Source organism: Tsukamurella sp. DT100 (genome assembly GCF_049844855.1).
GTDB lineage: Bacteria > Actinomycetota > Actinomycetes > Mycobacteriales > Mycobacteriaceae > Tsukamurella.
In genome coordinates, this window is the sequence record NZ_JBNCLV010000003.1 from 237,457 (window position 1) to 253,374 (window position 15,918).

At 73.4% G+C, this 15,918-nt stretch carries 9 protein-coding genes; 4 read left to right on the plus strand and 5 right to left on the minus strand.

Annotation, left to right across the window (positions count from 1 at the left end; genetic code table 11):
* Nucleotides 1–19 precede the first annotated feature (19 nt).
* Genes ACLQ3K_RS08300 through ACLQ3K_RS08310 form a run of 3 tightly spaced genes read right to left on the minus strand, consistent with a single transcriptional unit; the run spans nucleotide 20 to nucleotide 9,029 of the window.
* Nucleotides 20–8,569: an amino acid adenylation domain-containing protein gene (locus ACLQ3K_RS08300; protein WP_425998492.1), complete on the minus strand. Its 8,550-nt coding sequence runs from the start codon at nucleotides 8,567–8,569 to the stop codon at nucleotides 20–22.
* A gap of 26 nt (nucleotides 8,570–8,595) precedes the next feature.
* On the minus strand, nucleotides 8,596–8,796 hold the full coding sequence (locus ACLQ3K_RS08305; RefSeq protein WP_224645226.1) for an MbtH family protein: 201 nt from the start codon (nucleotides 8,794–8,796) through the stop codon (nucleotides 8,596–8,598).
* A complete protein-coding gene (locus ACLQ3K_RS08310) occupies nucleotides 8,793–9,029 on the minus strand; it encodes a phosphopantetheine-binding protein (protein ID WP_068522885.1) in 237 nt (78 codons plus the stop codon). The genes ACLQ3K_RS08305 and ACLQ3K_RS08310 overlap by 4 nt, the downstream gene beginning before the upstream one ends.
* A 77-nt stretch (nucleotides 9,030–9,106) precedes the next feature.
* Here ACLQ3K_RS08310 and ACLQ3K_RS08315 point away from each other — a divergent pair, with 77 nt between their 5' ends.
* A complete protein-coding gene (locus tag ACLQ3K_RS08315; RefSeq protein WP_425998495.1) occupies nucleotides 9,107–9,727 on the plus strand; it encodes a GNAT family N-acetyltransferase in 621 nt (206 codons plus the stop codon).
* Between the two features lie 3 nt (nucleotides 9,728–9,730).
* Nucleotides 9,731–10,627, plus strand: coding sequence for a siderophore-interacting protein (locus ACLQ3K_RS08320; RefSeq protein WP_425998497.1), 897 nt, complete (start codon nucleotides 9,731–9,733; stop codon nucleotides 10,625–10,627).
* Between the two features lie 22 nt (nucleotides 10,628–10,649).
* On the opposite strand, the gene ACLQ3K_RS08325 is transcribed toward ACLQ3K_RS08320, so the two are convergent.
* Nucleotides 10,650–12,455 (minus strand): DUF222 domain-containing protein, encoded by a 1,806-nt coding sequence (locus ACLQ3K_RS08325; RefSeq protein ID WP_425998499.1) that lies wholly within the window; start codon nucleotides 12,453–12,455, stop codon nucleotides 10,650–10,652.
* 81 nt (nucleotides 12,456–12,536) lie between these two features.
* Complete coding sequence (locus tag ACLQ3K_RS08330; protein ID WP_425998501.1) at nucleotides 12,537–13,571, minus strand: iron-siderophore ABC transporter substrate-binding protein; 1,035 nt, start codon at nucleotides 13,569–13,571, stop codon at nucleotides 12,537–12,539.
* A 117-nt stretch (nucleotides 13,572–13,688) separates the two neighbouring features.
* Between ACLQ3K_RS08330 and ACLQ3K_RS08335 the strand changes: the two genes are divergently transcribed.
* Nucleotides 13,689–14,981, plus strand: coding sequence for a lysine N(6)-hydroxylase/L-ornithine N(5)-oxygenase family protein (locus tag ACLQ3K_RS08335; protein ID WP_224645221.1), 1,293 nt, complete (start codon nucleotides 13,689–13,691; stop codon nucleotides 14,979–14,981).
* Nucleotides 14,981–15,916 carry a methionyl-tRNA formyltransferase gene (locus ACLQ3K_RS08340; RefSeq protein WP_425998504.1) on the plus strand — a complete coding sequence of 312 codons (936 nt, stop codon included), beginning with the start codon at nucleotides 14,981–14,983 and terminating at the stop codon, nucleotides 15,914–15,916. The genes ACLQ3K_RS08335 and ACLQ3K_RS08340 overlap by 1 nt, the downstream gene beginning before the upstream one ends.
* The last annotated feature ends 2 nt before the right edge of the window (nucleotides 15,917–15,918 follow it).

Sequence of the window (15,918 nt, forward strand, 5' to 3'; positions counted from 1 at the left end):
CGCGTTCCCACTCCCGAGGTCAGTCCGGGAGCACCTGGACCATCGCCTCCTGGGTCACCGTGGCCACCAGCTCGCCGCCGGCGTAGAAGTGCCCGGTGGACAGGCCTCGTCCCCCTCGGGCGACGGGGGAATCCACGACCAGCAGATGGAACTCGTCGAACCGGGTGTGCCGGTGGAACCACAGCGACTGGTTCAGCGTCGCCGCGCCGACCCGGTCGTACCCCCACGCCAGGCCGTGCCGGGCGATGATCGGGTCCTGCACGGTGAGGTCGGACGCCCACGCCAGGGCGGCGTCGTGGAGCACCTGATCGTCGGGCAGCGCACCGTCGGCGCGCATCCACACCAGGTTCCGGCTATCGGCGCCGTCGGCGTCCCGCTTGTCCCACACCGGATCCGACGCGAACCGCATCTCGATCGGGTGCGAGGCGTCGACGAGGGCGCGCAGCCGCGACTCGTGCCCGGCGAACCGCTCCGCCATCGTGGGCAGGGCCAGGGGATCGCCGGCCGCCGGCGCGGCTTCGGTGTGCTCCAGCGGGTTCGAGGCGTCCGCCTGGTAGGCGAGCGTCATGACCGCCAGGATCCGTCCGTCCTGTTCGACGGTGACCTGCCGGTTCGCGGCGGTCCGGCCATCCCGCAGGCGGGTCACGCGATAGGTGAGATCCTCCGTGACCGTGCCGAGTTCGACGAAGTGGGTGTGCGCGGCGTGCAGCGGAAGGGGCGCAGCGGAGAGCGTCGATGCCGAGGCCACGATCGCCTGCGCCAGGATCTGGCCGCCGAAGGTGTGCACGCCGACCTTGGCAGGATGCCGCCCGGTGAAGACGTCCGGAGCGTCGGTCCCGCCGAGCCGCAGCACGTCGAGGAACTGCTCGAAGTCGCTGCCCGCCGGGGCGTCCGGCGCCTCGGATTCCACCGCGCGAGCGGCGATCCCGGCGATCGAGCGACCCTCCAGCACGTCGCGCGCGCTGAGCTCGAAGCCGAGGCGACGCGCCCGCGAGACCACCTGCAGGGAGACGAGCGAGTCGCCGCCCAGCTCGGTGAAGTCGTCCGACAGCCGCACCTCCTCGGTGTCCAGCAGCTCGCGGAAGACGGCGAGGAGCGCCGCCTCGGCCGCGGTCGCGGGCTCCCGGTCGGGGCCGGCGTCGGCCCGCGCCGCGGGCTCCGGCAGGGCGTCCCGGTCCAGCTTGCCGGTGGGGCCCAGGGGGAGCCGGTCCAGGACCACGTAGGCCGCGGGGACCATGTGCGCGGGGAGCTCCGCGCCCAGCGCCGTGCGGATCGCCTCGGGATCGGGCTGCGCGCCGTCGTTGCGGACCAGGTAGCCGACGAGCCGGTCGCCGCGCACCAGCACGGCCGCGGCGCGCACGCCGGGCTGCCGCGCGAGGGCGGTCTCGATCTCGCCCAGCTCGATCCGCAGGCCGCGGACCTTCACCTGGTGGTCGGCGCGGCCGTGGAAGGAGAGGTTGCCGTCCTCCCGCCACGCGACCAGGTCGCCCGTGCGGTACATCCGGGATCCGGGCTCCCCGAACGGGTTCGCCACGAAGGTCGCCGCGGTGAGGTCCGGGCGGTGCAGGTAGCCCTGGGCCAGCGAGTCGCCCGCGAGGTACAGCTCGCCGAGCACGCCCGTCCCCACCGGGTTGAGGCCCTCGTCGAGCACGTAGCAGGGCAGGTTCGGGTCGGGCCGGCCGATGGGCAGGGGGCCCGGGTCGTCGGGCTCGTACCGCCAGGTGACGGCGTTGATCGTCGCCTCGGTCGGGCCGTAGCAGTTGAACAGGGCGCGCCGGCCCCGCCCCCAGTGGTCCGCGAGCTCCGGGTCGAGGCGCTCGGCGCCCACCATGAAGATCACCGACGGGTCCACCTCGGCGTGGTCCGGCATCGCCGCCAGGAAGGAGGGCAGCAGGTTGATCACCGAGACCCGTTGCCGCTCGATGTACTCCAGCAGTTCGTCGCCGGGAACGCGCACGGCGTCGGGCGCGATCACGGAGGTGGCACCCGCCATGAGCGGGCCGAGGACCTGCAGCACGGAGATGTCGAAGCTGGGCGAGCCGGTCTGCAGGACCCGCTCGTCGGAGCGGAATCCCAGCGCCTCCATCACGAAGGCCATCAGATCGGGGAGGCCGCGGTGGCTCACCGCGACGCCCTTCGGCCGGCCCGTGGTGCCGGACGTGTAGATGATGTACGCCAGGGCGTCCGGCGTGAGGCCCTCCCGCGCGTGCGCCGGGTCGGTCGCCTCGCCGGCGACGTCCCACGGGTCCACCGCGCGCACGGGCACCCCGTCGGGCACGGAGGCCGTGGTGGCCTCCGGGATCGCGCCGCACGTCAGCACGGCCGACGGTGCCGCGTCCTCCAGGAGGAACTGCAGCCGCGCCGCGGGATACGAAGGATCGAGCGGCAGGTACACCGCGCCCGCCTTGAGCACGCCGAAGACCGCGACGTACCAGGGCAGTCCGCGCTCGGCGAAGACCGCCACCACGTCCTGCTGCCGCACCCCGTCGGCCAGCAGGCGGTGGGCGATCCGGTTCGCGGCCTCGTCCAGCTCGCGGTAGGTCAGCTGCTCGTCGTCGCAGACCACGGCGGGGTGGTCGGGCGTCGCGGCGACGTGCGCGCCGAATTCCTCGAGCAGCGGCCCGTACGCGCCGCGCAGGGGCACGTCGCCCAGTGCTAGCATCGTGGCCCGCTCGTCGGCCGGCAGCGTGCCGATCGCCCCGACCGGGGTGTCCGGCGCGGCGACCACGGCGCGCAGCACCGCGGTGAGCCACCGGCCGTAGGCGCGCACGGTCTCCTCGGCGAGCACGTCGGTGCGGTAGCCCAGGCCCAGCGTCAGGCGCTCGCCGGGGAGGACGACCACGGTGAGCGGATAGTGGGTGGCGTCCGTGATGTCGACGCCCGTGAGGTCGAGGCCGGGCTCGACCGGCTGCACGCTGCGGTCGGAGAGCGGGAAGTTCTCGGTGACGACCATCGTGTCGAAGAGATCCCCGAGCCCTGCGGCGCGGGTGATCTCGACGAGGCCGAGGTGATGGTGGTCGGAGAGCGCGAGGGCGCGGCGGTGCACGTCGGCGAGGACCTCGCCGACCGGCTGCTCCGGCGTGGCCCGCACGCGGATCGCGATGGACTCGCCGAGCTGCCCGACCATCGTGCCCACGTCGGGCACTTCTACCGGGCGGCCCGAGACGGGGCAGCCGAAGACCACGTCGCGGCGGCCGGTCAGCCGGCCCAGGAGCAGTCCCCACGCGGTGTGCAGCACGCTGGTCAGCGTGACGCCGCGGGTGCGCGCCAGCTCGGCGAGGCCGCGGGTCAGGTCGTCGTCGAGCTCGACGAGGATGCGCTCCGGCGCGGCGTCGGCGGCACCGGAACCGGTGGGCGCCAGCAGCGTCGGCGCCTCCAGGCCGGCCATCTCGGCGGCCCACGCCGCGCGGGCGGCGGGGACGTCCCGGTCCGCGCGCCAGCGGTAGTAGCCGTCGAGCGGCGCCGACGCCGGTGCCGCCGGGCCGCCGCCCAGCTCCGCGTAGATCGCGAGCAGGGTACGGCCCGCGATCGGCATGGACCAGCCGTCGAGCAGCGAGTGGTGATTGGTGAGCGCCAGCCGGTGCCGGTCGGGGCCGGTGCGGCACAGCAGGAACCGGATGAGCGGCGCCGTCGACGGGTCGAAGCGGCGGGCCTGCTCGGCCGCGGCGACCGCGGCGAACGCCGCCGCCGGATCCTCGCGGTCCGCGACGTCGACGAACGTGAAATCGGGGCGCACCGTCTCCGGGATCACCTGCACCACGTCGGACGAGGCCGTGTAGCCCAGCCGGGTGCGCAGCGAGGGCACTCGGCGCAGCAGTTCCGCCGCCGCGGCCGCCATCCGGTCGGGGTCGACGGGGCCGTCGAGGTACGTCGCGGCCTGCACCGTGTAGACGTCGGGCTCGCCCTCGGCCAACACCTGCGAGTGGTACGCGAGACCCACCTGCAGCGCGGTCGCCGGCAGCACGTCGGCGATCGGGCCGTCCTGCTCCAGGTGATCGATGTCGGCCTGGTCCAGCGTCACCAGCGGCAGGTCCGACGGGGTGAGACCGCCACCGTCGGGCCCGATCCGCGCGGCGTGCGCGGCGAGCGCGCGCACGGCCTCGGCCCAGCATGTCTGGAGCTCGGCGACCGCGGCGGCGTCCAGCACGCCGCCCGCGGCGGTCCACTCGACGGTGAGACCGTCGGCGCCGTCGAAGCAGTTGATGGCGAGCACCTGCTCGAGCGCCTTCGTGGCCGGGTCGAGCACCGCGAACGGGGTGTCGCCCGGGAGCCGCCAGCCGTCGTCGGGCGCGGCGAACCGGCCGAGGTAGTTGAAGACCACGTCCGGCGCGGCGCCCAGCGGCCCCGCCTCGGAGTCCAAGTGCCGGAGGACGCCGTAGCCGATGCCCTGCCCGGGCACGCCGCGGCGGGCCTCCTTGACGGCGCGGACGAGCCGCCCGGCCGCGGCGCCGCCCGCGAGGGCGTCGTCGAGCTCCGCGTCGTCGAGCGGGACGGGAAGGCGGACGGGGTGTTCCACGGTGAACCAGCCCACGGTCCGGGCGAGATCCGCGGAGCGCAGCACCTGCTCGCGGCCGTGCCCCTCGACGGTGACCGCCGCGGCCGCGCGCGGGGCGAGCCCGGCGCGGCGGCGCCGCAGTCGGAGCGCCAGGGCGAGGGCCGCCAGGAGCGTCTCCTCGGCATTGGCGCGGTACGCCCGTGCCAGCCCGGAGGTCACCGGCTCGGCGAGGGGCGCGGGAGTCCGGGTTCGGGTGACCGCCGCGGTGGCGACGCGGTCGACGGCCGGGTCGAGCAGTCGCGCGCCGAGCCGCTCGGCGTCGTCGAGTGCGGCCCGCCACAGGTCGACTTCGCCTCGGTACGTGCCGCGCTCGCCCTGTTCGGCGAGGGCCAGGGCGTGTGCGCGCCAGGGCGTCGCCTCGGCGCGGACGGCGGGCGCGCGGCCGGCGGCCGCGTCCCGGTGCGCCTGCGGGAGGTCCTGCAGCAGCACGCGCCAGGAGACGCCGTCGACGGCGAGGTGGTGGATCACCAGGACGAGACGGTCCGGGGTGTCGTCGCCGCGCACGATCCGCGCGCGCAGCACGGTACCGGCGGCGGGGTCGAGTTCGGCGGCGAGCTCGGCCGCCGCGGAGTCGACGGTGCCGTCGCCCGCGGTGACCTCGACGGGCGGGGCCGCCTCGTCGATCGTGAGCATCGAGGGGCCCGAGAGACGCAGCCGCAGTGCGGGATGCGCGGCGACGACGGCCTGCAGAGCCGTCCGGACCGTCTCGAGCGTGGCCCCGACGGGCAGCTCGGGGGCGATCCACTGCGCGTAGCCCGCGACGTCCCTCGGGTCAGGGTTGAGACCCAGCAGGGCGGCGACGATCGGCGGCACGGGGAACTCGCCCTCGGCGGGGACGACGGGGCCCTCGTCCACCGCGGCGGTCTCGGCGGCGCCGGCGGCCAGCGTCGCGAAGCTGCTGCCGGAGAGGAAGTCCCGGGGCCGCACGTCGAGCCCGGCGGCCCGGAGCTCGCTGCACACCGTGATGGCGCTGATGCTGTCGCCGCCCAGGCTGAAGAAGTCGTCGTCGACGCTCACCTCGGGGACGTCGAACGCGGCGGCGACCACCGCGCAGAGCAGCCGCTCGCGGTCGGTGCGGGGCGCCCGGCCGGCGGTCTGCACGGCGGGCGCGGGCAGGGCGGCGCGGTCGAGCTTGCCGTTGATCGTCACCGGCAGCTCGTCCAGCACGACCACCGCCGAGGGCACCATGTGGTCGGGCAGGGCCTCGCCGAGTGCGGCGCGGACGTCGTCGGCGGTCACCGAACCGGTCACGTAGCCGACGAGGCGGTCTCGGCCGGCGTCGGTGCGTACCACGGCGGCGGCGCTCGTCACTCCGGACACGGCGGCCAGAGCGGTCTCGACCTCGGCCAGTTCGATCCGGTAGCCGCGGATCTTCACCTGGCCGTCGCCGCGTCCCAGGTATTCGTAGCCACCGTCCCCGGCCCACCGCACGCGGTCGCCGGTGCGGTACATGCGGGAGCCCGGTTCGCCGAAGGGATCCGCGACGAACCGCTCGGCGGTCGCCGCGGGCAGGTTCAGGTAGCCGCGCGCCAGGTGCGGTCCGGCGAGGTACAGCTCGCCGATCTCGCCGTCCCGGACCGGTTGCAGCGCACCGTCGAGCGCGTAGGCGGCGGTGCCGGGCACGGCGCGCCCGATGACCGGCGTCTCCCCGGCGACGAGCGCGGCGGTGGCGTCCACGGCGGCCTCGGTGGGCCCGTAGACGTTCACCGCGGGCACGCCGGCGGCCGCGATCCGGCGCCACAGCGCGGGCCCGGTCGCCTCGCCGCCCAGGATCAGCAGGGACGGGCGGTGCTCGCCGTCGATCAGCCCGCCGTCGATGAGCGGCGCCGCCATCGACGGGGTGGTGTCCACGACGTCGATCCGGTCGGCGCGGTACGCGGCCAGCAGGGCGTCGGCGTCGCGGGCGGTCTCGGTCGAGTACAGGTGCAGCGCATGGCCGCTGAGCAGCCACAGCAACTGGTCGAGGGAGGCGTCGAAGGAGAACGAATAGGTGTGCGCGCAGCGCAGGCGGCGCTCGGCGTCGCGGGCCGTCGCCAGATCGGCCAGCGTCGCGCGGTGGTGTCGCAGCAGGCTCGTGAGCCCGCCGGTGCGAGCCGCGACGCCCTTCGGGCGACCGGTGGAGCCGGACGTGTGGATGACGTAGGCGAGGTGGTCCGGGTCCCGCGGCGCGGCGAGCTCCGACTCGCTGAGCGGGGCGCCGGACAGCTCGTCGAGCCGCGCGCCGATCGCCGGATCGTCGAGCCGAAGCTGCGGGACACCGTCGGGCGCAGCGGAACCAGTGACGCCGACCAGGAGCACGGGCCGCGAGTCCGCGACCAGCTCGGCGTGCCGGGCGGCGGGGTGCGCCGGGTCGAGGTACTGGTAGGCGGCGCCCGCGTCGAGGGCCGCGAGGATCGCCACCACCAGGTCGACGCCGCGCGGCAACGCCAGGGCGACCACGTCGTCGGCCCCCGCGCCCTCCGCGCGGAGCAGGCGGGCCGTGCGGTGCACCCGATCGGCGAGCTCGCCGAAGGTGAGCCGGTCGTCGCCGTGGACGAGGGCGAGGGCAGCGGGATCGCGGCGGGCCTGCGCCTCCAGCGCGGCCGGGACGTCCTGGACGGGGTGCGCGGATTCCGGTGTGCGGGAGCGCTTGATCAGCTTCTCGCGCAGGCCGGCGGGGAGCAGCTCCACTTTGCCGAGCGCGGGCGCGGCGGGGGAGGCGAGCTCGGTGATGAGCGTGACGACGGCGTCGAGCCGGCCCTCTACCTGCTCGTGCGTCGCGGAACGCGCGTCGACCTCGAAGCCCACCAGGAGCCCGCCGTTGCCGGTGGGGATGACGCTCAGCCCGTAGTCCTCCGGGGGGCCGCCCGCCACGTTGCGCATCGTGCCGGCCGAGCCGGCGAAGTCGAGGGTGAGGTCGAAGGCCTTGAGGTTGATGCCCCGTCCGTGCAGCAGCGCCCCGACGGTGGGGGAGCCCAGGTCGCGGGGGAGGTCCTCGCCGCGGTAGCGCTGGTGGGCGCGCATGCGCCGCATGGTCTCCGCGACGCGGGCGCTGAGGTCGGCCAACCGGTCGTCGGCGCGCACCGGCAGGCGCAGGGGCAGCACGTTCACCGCCATCGCGGGGGTGCGCAGGGCGACCCCGCCGCTGCGGCACATGAGCGGCATCGCGAAGACCACGTCGGACTCGCCGAGCGAGCGGTGCAGGAAGGCGGCGTAGCAGGCGATGAGGGCCTCGCCCCAGGTGGTGCCGGATTCGTCGGCGACCCGGCGCAGGGCGTCGAAGATCTCGGGGGACAGCTCCGTGCGGGCGGTGAGTACCTCGCTCGCCGGGCCGTCGAAGCCGGGGCGCTCCGGCGGCTCGGGCAGCGGGGTGAGCTCGTCGCGCCAGTAGGCGCGGTCGGCCTCGTGCCGCGCGCTCGCGCGGTACTCCTGATCGGCCGCGACGAACTCGGCGAAGGAGCCGAACGGGGACTTCGGCGGCTCCGCCCCGCCGATGAGCGCCGTGTAGTGCGCGGCGACGCGGCGGGAGAGCATCGCGGCGGAGTAGCCGTCGAAGACGAGGTGGTGCCCGAGCTGGGTGTACCAGACCTCGGTGTCCGACAGGCGCAGGATGCGGAAGGCGAAGAGGTCGCGGTCGGTCATCGCCGTGCAGTGCGCCGCCAGTCGCGCGCGCTCCGCGGCCACGGCGGCCTCGGCCTCGGCCCGCGGGTCGGGCTCGCCGCGCAGGTCCACCACGATCGGCTCGGAAACGGTACCGTCGTCGATCCACTGCTGCGGACCGTCCTCGGTCTCGACCACCCGCAGGCGGAGGCTGCCGGCCTCCGCGACGGTGCGCGTGATCGCGGTGCGCAGGGCGCCGAGGTCGACCGCGCGGTCGCCGACGATCTCCAGCACGTCGCCCACCACGTAGTACGGCGAGTCCGGTTCCAGCCGTTGCGCGTTCCAGATCCCGTGCTGGGCCGCGGTGAGCGGCAGCAGGATCGGTGCGTCGGTGCCGGCCGATGCCGGGGAAGGGGCGGCCTCTGCGAGGGTCACGTAGGGGGCTCCTGAGCGGTGGGTGGCTAGCGGGGGAGGTCGGCGCGCTGTGGGCGGAGGTCCGTCCACGCGGCCTCGATGTGCGTGCGGCAGTCCTCGCGCGAGGACGGGCCGAACTCGACGGTCCAGCCCGCCGGGATCTCGGCGAAACGGGGCCACAGCGAGCGCTGCTCGAGGTGGTTGCGGAGGACGAGGAAGCCCGCGTCGGGCTCGTCGAACGGGTTCATCCGCCGACCACGAGCCGCTGCCAATGGGCGAGCTCGGGCTGCTCGGCGAGGTCGGGGAACTCGAGCTCGGCGGCGCCCGCGTCGCGCCAGCGCTGGATCAGCGTCATCACGCGGACCGAGTCCAGGCCCAGGTCGAAGAGGTTGTCGTCGTCCGCGATCGACTGCGCGGGGACCTGCAGCAACTCGGCGACGTCGGCGCGCACGCGGTCTGCGGTCAGCGGGGAGGTGGACATATCGGAAACCGTCTCCTTGGGGTAATCTGCGGTGCGATCAGGTAGGTAAGCCTACACTTCGCTACTGGGGGTTGTGCATGCTGGACCACGCCGCGGTCGGCCGCCGGCTCGAGGGCCGCGAGCATCCGCCCATCGGCGATTTTCTCGCCGCGCTGCACCTGCCGGGCTTCGACCTGCGGGTCGTCGACCCCGATTCCGCCGACGTCGACCTCGTGCACGGCTGGATGAACACCCCGGCCGTGGCGGCGGCGTGGGGACAGGCGTGGCCCCGCGAGCGCTGGCGCACCCACCTGATCGGGCAGCTCGACGGTGGCCACACGGCTCCCGCGATCGTCGCGCACGGCGGCGTCGACATCGCCTACGTGGAGCTGTATCGCGCCCATGCCGACGTGGTCGCGCGGTGCTACGAGTCCGACCCGTACGACGTGGGCGTGCACCTCGCCATCGGCTCGCCCGCTCACCGCGGCCACGGCTGGGGCGCCCGCATCGGCGCGGCCCTCATCGACGCGGGTTTCCGCGCCGAGCCGCGCTGTCGCCGGATGCTCACCGAACCCGACGCGCGCAACACCGCCGCCGTCGGCGTGAGCGCCGCGCTGGGCATGACCCGGCTCGGCGTCATCGAGCTCCCGCACAAGACCGCCGTCCTGTTCGCCGCGGAGCGAGCGCGTTTCGCGCCGCGGCCCGACCTATCGGAGTGACCCATGAAGTGGAACGATTTCGTCCTGACCCTCACCGCGACCGCGCAGGTCGCGGAGAACCTACTGCGCCTCGAGTTCGAGGTGGGCGACGGCACCGCCGGGGGCTACGTCCCCATCGCGCCCGGTGACGAGTCCATCGCCTTCTACTTCTCGCCGGACGGCACCGAGCTGACGGCCCGCCCCTCCGACGACCCCGGCGCGCTCGGGGGCTGGGAGATCGCCGATCCCGAGCGCAGCCTGGGCCACCGCAACTACTCGGTGCGCGCCTACGATCCGGCGACCCGCCGCATGCTCGTCGACGTGGCCGAGCACGGCCACGGTCCCGCCATCGACTGGTTCCGCGCCGCCCGCCCGGGCTGGCGGCTCCTGGCCGCCGGCCCCCGCTCCTGGTACGACCCCGCGGAGGACGCGTCGCGGCACGTGCTCGCGGGCGACCTCGCGGCGCTGCCCGCGCTCGCCCGGATCCTCGAGAAGACGCCCGCCGGCGTCGACGTCACTGTCATCGCCGAGGTCCTCGACCGCAGCGAGATCGCCTACCTCCCGGAGCGTCCCGGTACCGAGGTGATCGAGGTGATCGGCAGCGGCAACGGCGCCGCGCCCAGCCGCCTGCCCGAGGTGCTCCGCACCGTCGACTTGCCGGCCGACGGCTACCTCTGGCTGGCCGGGGAGGCGGCCGACACCCGTGCTGCGAAGAAGCACGTGCGCGGCCTCGGGTGGGCGCGCGACCGCGCCGACGTCGTCGGGTACTGGCGGCACGACGCCGAGGCGTGGACCAAGCGCTTCGAGGCCGCGGGGGAGGAGAAGCTGCGCGCCGTCTTCGCCGACGCCCTCGCCGCGGGCAAGTCCCGCGACGAGGCGACGGACCTCTACGAGCAGGCCCTCGAGGCCGCGGGGCTGTGAGGCCGCTCCGCCGGCCCGGCGCCTAGAAGGGCGGGGGCTCGAGGGGTGCGGTGTCGTCGTACTCCTCGCCGGCCGCCTCGGCGCGGGCGCGTTCGTGTTCTCGTTGCCGGGCTTCGGATTCGGCCTTCTGTCGTTCGTGGTTCCGGTGGCGTAGGAGTTGGTTCTCCGCGCGGAGGGCGCGGCGGGCTTTCGCGCGTCGTTTCGCGGCGGTGGTGAGTCCGTCGGGGTTCTTCGGCTTGGGTGGTGTGGGGTCGGGGGCGTCCCAGATGATCCGTTCGAGCCCTGGGAGGAGGTCTCGGGCGGTGCCGGGTGGGACGGTGTGCACTCCGCCTGCGGGGTGTCGCCATTCGACGGTGCCGTCGGGTAGGAGGTCGGAGAGCCAGCCGGTCTCGGTCTTGATGCGGTGATGGAATCCGCACAGCGGCACCAGGTTCCCCGCGGTGCCTTTTCCCGCGACCGTCGTCGACCCGCCCTCGGAGGGATCGTGGCGGTCGAACTCGGTGACGTGGTCGGCCTGGCAGCGGTCCGACGGCACGGTGCAGCCGGGGAAGACGCAGGTGGGGTAGGTCAGGCGCATGACGAGCAGTTGGTACCAGGTGGGCCGGTACCCGCCGGCGCCGCGGGCGTGGACCTCCCCGGTTTCGGGGTCGCGGCGGCCGAGGACCCGCCACTGGGTCTGGCTGGCGGCGATCAGCGCCCGGGCCTGCTCGACGGTGACCGGGCCGGTGATGCCCGGATCCCCGGTCAGGACGACCGCTCCGCGGCCCGCATCGATGCCGGTACCGGCATCGATGCCCTCGTCGTGCTCGACTGCAATGTCACCGGTCGCGACGTGACCCGTCTCGTCCGCGGCGTCATCAGTGAACAAATCAGGTTCGGGTTCGGGCGGGGCCGCGTCGTCGTCGAGCGCGTCAGTGGCGTCGGCCATGGCATCGGCGAGGTCGGATTCGTTGAGGACGATCACTGCCAGGGCCCGGATGTCCTGCGAGACCGCGCCGGTCCTGGGGCGGGCCGCGCGCAGCTCGCACGATTGCTTGCCGCACAGGCATGCCAAACTCTCGTACCCCTCCGTGAGGGCGACGAGGGCGGCGACCTGCCGCTGTCCCAGGGTGCGGCCGTCGTCCCGGCACACCGACTGCGCGACCGGGCCGATGAGCGCGGACAACCGCAGTGCCTCCTGCTTCGGCATCACCGCCTCCAGATCGACCAACCCGTCCGCGCGGGTATGGAACTCGAGCCGCTCCCGCGGCGGCGCCGGAGGTGTCTCCCGCGCCGCTGCGGGATCGAGCCGGACCAGGGCACCTTTCGCCGCATCCGTCACCGCCCGCACCGACAGGGATTGCCCGCTGCGGGCGGTCAGCCAGGCCGTGATCCGCTCGTCGAAAACCAGCGCGACCTCGTCGTCGAGGACCGCTGCGGATGCGCGCAGCACCTCCCGCACCACCGCCGGGCTCACCGCCCCAGAGGCGAACAACTCGAACAACCGCGGGCACCGCTCCCGCAGATCCAGCCCACGATGCACCGCCGACCCGGCAGCCGTCCGCCCGACCCCGAGGGCGGCACCGACCTCCGCGACCAGCTCATCCCAGTCGTCGACGAACCGACGCGAGGACTCCTCCCGCACCCGCCGCGCGTCATCGCGCAGCTCGTAGAGCCTGGTCAGCACCGCCGACCGCTCCGCCTCCAACCGGTTCTGCTCCACCGTCAGCCGCCGCAACCGCGTCACCGCGCCCGCCGCACTGAGCCCGGACACCGCACCGTCGAACACCCCAGGCAGCGGCGTGACAACCCGCCTGCCCAGCGTGAACGCGTCGTCCGAATAGCTCATACCTTCTATTTTATGAGTCGATATCGAACGAAGATAGATCTTGACAGTGCTCTTCTACGATGGCATTCGAAACTGTGAGACTCAGTTGGCGGATTGCTTCGCCGCAGCCGATAGGGCGGGGACGTAGCGGTCGAGGAGCCACGGCAGGTCGAGCACGTTGGGCGAGCTGACGGCGTACACGAGCGGCGGATCCGTCAGGGCGACATAGGACTTGCGCTGCACGGCCTTCAGGCTCGCGAACGACGGGTTGGCCTCGGTGGCCTCGCGCTTGGCGGGGTCGAGGTACCACGAGGTCAGCACGTCGGCGTTGTACTTCGGAACGTTCTCCCAGCTCACCGGCGCGGCGAACTTGCCGGGGGGCGTGGCCTCGCGCAGGGCGGTCAGCTCGGGCAGCACGGTGAAGCCGAAGCTCTGAAGCAGCATCACCCGCGGGTCGGTGTCGAAGTAGAAGTTGAGGCTCTCGGGGGTGGTGCCGCTGGCGGCCGCCACGGTCTTGCCGGCGAACTCCGGGTGCGCGGCCTTGACCTCGGCGATGCGCTTGTCGGTGTCCGCGATCAGCGTCTTCGCCTCGGCCTCGCGGCCCAGCGCCTTGCCGACCAGGGTCGTCTGGTCCTGCCACGAGGTCTGCCAGTTGCGGCCGGGCTGCGCGACCGTCGGCGCGATCTTGCTCAGCTGCGCGTACTGGTCCGCGGTCAGGCCTGCCTGGACCGACAGGATCACGTCGGGCTTGAGGGCCGCGATCTGCTCCAGCGGGAGCGACTTGCTCGACTCCGGCAGCAGGACCGGCTTCGCGTCGCCGAGCTTCTCCTGCACCCACGGCATGATCCCGCCGGCGTCCTTGCCGAGCTCCGAGGACATGTCGCGCATGCCCACGGGCGTCACGCCGAGCGCGATCGCTGCCTCCGTGCTGCCCCATCCGAGCGTGACCACGCGCTCCGGGCGGGCCTTGATCTCGGTGGTGCCCAGCGCGGAGGTGATCGACACGGGGAAGCCCGCGTCGTGCTGTGCGTGCTCGTCGGTCGACGAGCCGGATCCGCACGCCGCGGCGCCCGTGACCAGGGCGGTAGCGGCGGCAAGGGCAAGGGCGGTACGAGTGATGCGGGATGACCCGAACACGGTTTCTCCTCTTCGAAGGGTCGCCTGTGTCGATGGACACAGACGTTCGCACGACTGGCGAATGGTCTCTACTTTCAGGTATGCCTATCCTATCTAGATAGTCGACGAGGGAGATACATGGGACAGCAGCACGCGATCGCCGATGTGGTCGGGATCGGGGCCGGACCGTCGAATCTGGGGCTCGCCGCGGCCCTCGATGAGCGGAACCGGACGGGCCTGCCGCCGCTGTCGATGACGATCCTCGAACGCAAACCCGCCTTCGCCTGGCACCCCGGCATGCTCCTCGACGGCGCCACGATGCAGATCGCCTTCCTCAAGGATCTGGTGACGCTGCGCAACCCGCGCAGCCCGTTCACCTTCCTGAGCTACCTCGAGGCCCGCGGCCGGCTCGTCGACTTCATCAACCACCAGACCTTCTTCCCGACCCGGGTGGAGTTCACTGACTACCTCTCCTGGGTGGCCGAGAGCGTCGCCGCCCGCATCGACTACGGCACGACGGTGACCGCCGTCGAGCGCGTGGACGGCGCCGTCGACGGTGCGCGATGGCTCGTCCGGTTCACCGGTCCCGACGGTGACGGCGCCCTGCGCGCCCGGTCCGTCGTGGTGGCGACCGGACTGCGCGAGCGGCTGCCCGAGTGGGCCGCCGCCGGCCCGCGCCTGTTCCACAACCACCGGCTGCTCGAGCACCTCGCCGCGGCCGACCTGGATGTCGAAGCGCCGCACCGCTTCCTCGTCGTGGGCGGCGGGCAGAGCGCGGCCGAGGTCGCCCAGTACCTGCACCGGAGCTACCCGAACGCCGTGGTGGAGAGCGTCTACAACTCCTACGGCTTCCAGCCTGCCGACGACAGCCCGTACGCCAACCGGGTCTTCGATCCCGACGCTGTCGACGACTTCTACGACGCGCCCGCGGACGTCCGCGAAGAGCTGATGGCCCGGCACGCGACCACCAACTACGGCTGCGTCGACATCGAGCTGATCAACGAGCTCTACGCCGTCGAGTACCAGGAGAAGGTGAGCGGCCATCGCCGGTTGCTGATGCGCCCCGCCACGGTCGTCACCTCGGCGGTGGCCTCCGACACCGGCGTGCGGGTCACGCTGCGCGACCGGATCGCCGGCGAGACCACCGGCGAGGACTACTCGGCCGTCGTGTGCGCCACCGGCTTCCGCTCCATCGGCGTCTCCGACGTCCTCGCCGGCTGGGACGTCGCGCCCGAGCGGATGCAGGTCGGCCGCGACTACGTGCTCACCATCGACGGCGAGCCGCTCGACGGCCTGTACGTCCAGGGCGCCACCGAATCCACTCACGGTCTCGGATCGACGCTGCTGTCGAACGTCGCCGTCCGCGCCGGCGAGATCCTCGACGGACTCGCCGCCGACACCCGCCTGACCACCGTCGCGAAGGGAGCATGATGCGCGTCGTCACCTTCGGCTTCCAGACCTGGGGCCACCGCACACTGTCCGCCGTCCTCGATGCCGGCCACGAGGTCGCGCTCGCCGTGACCCACCCCGTCTCGAACAACCCGTACGAGATGATGTGGAACGACTCGGTCGAGGAGCTCGCCACGTCCCGCGGCGTGCCCGTGCACCTCGCCAAGAAGCCCGACGAGGCCCTCTTCGAGGCGGTCTCGGCCGCCGAGCCCGACATCATCGTCGCCAACAACTGGCGCACCTGGCTGCCGAAGTCGATCTACTCGATGCCGCGCCTGGGGACCCTCAACATCCACGACTCGCTGCTCCCGAAGTACGCCGGCTTCTCGCCGCTGATCTGGGCGCTCATCAACGGCGAGACCCACGTGGGCGTCACCGCGCACCTCATGGACGAGGGCCTCGACACCGGGCCCATCATCGCCCAGGAGTCCGTCGCCGTCGGCCCGAAGGACCGCACCGTCGACCTGTTCCATCGCACCGTCGACCTGATCGCTCCGCTCGTGGCCCGGTCGCTCGGCGAGCTGGAAGCCGGGACGGCGCAGCCGATCCCGCAGGACCCGGCCGCCGCCACGTATTTCCACAAGCGCTCCGACGCGGACAGCGCGATCGATTGGTCGTGGCCCGCCGATGCGATCGAGCGGCTCATTCGCGCGCAGTCCGATCCGTACCCGAACGCCCACACGGTCTTCCGTGGCGAGCGGCTCGCGATCACCGGCGCCTCAGTGTCTACCAAGCGGTACGGGGGCACGCCGGGCCGCGTCTGCGTGCCCGACGGTGACGGCATCGCCGTGGTGGCGGGGCAGGACTCCTGGCGCGGTGGCAACCCCGCGCTGATCGTCGAGACGGTGCGCACCGCCGACGGTGCCGAGCACCCCGCCGCCAAGATCCTCGGCGACTCCGGCGCCTATCTCGGCTGACC